This window comes from Marinobacter sp. UBA2498 (genome assembly GCF_002341575.1).
GTDB classification, from domain to species: Bacteria; Pseudomonadota; Gammaproteobacteria; order Pseudomonadales; family Oleiphilaceae; genus Marinobacter; species Marinobacter manganoxydans.
Genome location: NZ_DDOI01000071.1, coordinates 51743 through 53612 on the forward strand (window position 1 = coordinate 51743; position 1870 = coordinate 53612).

The 1870-nt window shown below is 61.0% G+C and carries 2 protein-coding genes; one reads left to right on the forward strand and one right to left on the reverse strand.

Annotation, left to right across the window (positions count from 1 at the left end; genetic code table 11):
- Positions 1 to 601: hypothetical protein (locus B2W52_RS10310; protein WP_286802871.1), on the forward strand; the 601-nt coding region annotated here is incomplete at its 5' end.
- A 7-nt stretch (positions 602 to 608) separates the two neighbouring features.
- Here B2W52_RS10310 and arsJ read toward each other — a convergent pair.
- Positions 609 to 1802: an organoarsenical effux MFS transporter ArsJ gene (gene arsJ / locus B2W52_RS10315; RefSeq protein WP_104270788.1), complete on the reverse strand. Its 1194-nt coding sequence runs from the start codon at positions 1800 to 1802 to the stop codon at positions 609 to 611.
- Positions 1803 to 1870: the final 68 nt, after the last annotated feature.

Here is a 1870-nt window from a genome sequence, read left to right on the forward strand (position 1 = left end):
CACACTGGCAGTTGCACTGATTGCCCCGCCGTTGGCAGCAGAGGTCAGTCTGGCACCGTTTGCCGGTTTTCGCATGAGCAGTTCGGTGGATATCGAGACCGCCGGCGCCAGCACCTCAGACCAGATCGACTTCCGGGATTCCGCCAGCCAGGGACTGGTGTTCAATTTTGATCTGGCAGAGCCCGGCAAACAGGGAGAGATTTATTTCGGCCGGCAGAACACCTCCGCCCGACTGGACAATGGTCTGTTTGCACCGAGCCTGGATTCCATCGACCTGACCATCTACCAGCTCCAGTTCGGCGGGCTGTATTTCCCGGCTGGCCAGAATCATGGCGGGTTTGTCTCTGGTGTGTTCGGCGTTACCCGCCTCGAGCCGGACGATTCACGGTATGAAACCCATCACCGGGCCGCCCTGTCCATTGGCGGCGGGTACCAGTTTTTCCTGACGGAACAACTGCGCCTGAGGCTCGATCTGCGTGGTGTTTACACAGCCCTGAACTCGGGCGGCTCCGCGTTCTGCTCCGGCGGCTGCGAACTCAGATTCGACAGCAGCGGCTACCTGCAGGTGGAAGCCGCCGCAGGGCTGGCCATTCGGTTCTGAAGCCCGGTCAGGCCGTCACTGGCCGCCGCTGGGGCAACAAAACCGACAGCAACGCGGCCATGGCCACCAGACCCGACGATATCCACAAGCAGGCCTCCAGCCCCCAGGCCTGGTAGACCCAGCCGGACAGAATCGTTCCCAGCAACCGGCCGGCGGCATTGGACATGTAATAGAAGCCCACATCCAGGGACACCCCATCACCGCGGGCATAGCTAACGATGAGATAGCTGTGCAGCGACGAGTTGACGGCAAACAGCACGCCAAACAACAGCAGGCCACCAACAATCACGAACTGGGGTGACCAACCCGCTGCCAGGCCGATGGCAATCGCTGCCGGAATCAGCGCCAGTGCTGCCGCCCAGAGCACAGCAGGCTGCTTGCCTTCCATGTTGCCGGTGATGCGCGGGGCAATGGTCTGAATAAAGCCGTAGCCGATAATCCAGCTGGCCATAAAGCCGCCCACTTTCCAGAAGTCCCAGCCAAAGACCGTGTGCAGGTAAACGGGCAAAGCAACCACAAACCAGACATCCCGCGCGCCGAACAGAAACATCCGGGCCGCCGACAAGACATTGATGGCCCGGCTTTTGGAGAGGATCTCGCTGAACTTCGGTTTGGCCTTGCTCTTGCCCAGATCCTGTCCCAGCAAGAACAGGCTGGCCAGCCAGACCAGTCCCAAAGCCACCGCCATGATAATCACGGCACCCTTGAAGCCGGCCGCCATCAGCAGGACCCCACCGAGGAAAAAGCCCACACCTTTGAGGGTATTCTTGGAGCCCGTCAGAATGGCCACCCACTTGTACAGGGTGCCCTGCTGCTCATCCGGCACCAGCAACTTGATGCCGCTCTTGGCGGACATCTTGTTCAGATCCTTGGCAATGCCGGACAATGCTTGCGCCGCCATCACCCAGGGCACCGTGAGCATCGCCGCCGGCACCGCCAGCATGCCCAGCGCCACAATCTGCAGGAACAGCCCGATGTTCATGGTGCGGTTCAGGCCCATGCGGGCACCCAGGTAACCGCCCACCAGATTGGTCACCACCCCGAAGAACTCGTAGAAGATGAACAGCAGGGCGATTTCCAGCGGCGAATAGCCCAACTGGTAGAAATGCAGCACCACCAGCATCCGCAGGGCACCATCGGTGAGGGTGAAAGCCCAGTAGTTACCGGTGATAATCAGGTACTGTCGGATGGCGGCCGTCATATCACGCCGAGCCCACCCGGCGCGCCAGTTCGGCGGTGCGGTTGGCGTAGCCCCACTCGTTGTCGTAC

Coding starts and splice junctions, on each gene's coding strand:
- arsJ (WP_104270788.1), bottom strand. CDS start 1,802: ATGACGGCCGCCATCCGACAGTACCTGATTATCACCGGTAACTACTGG.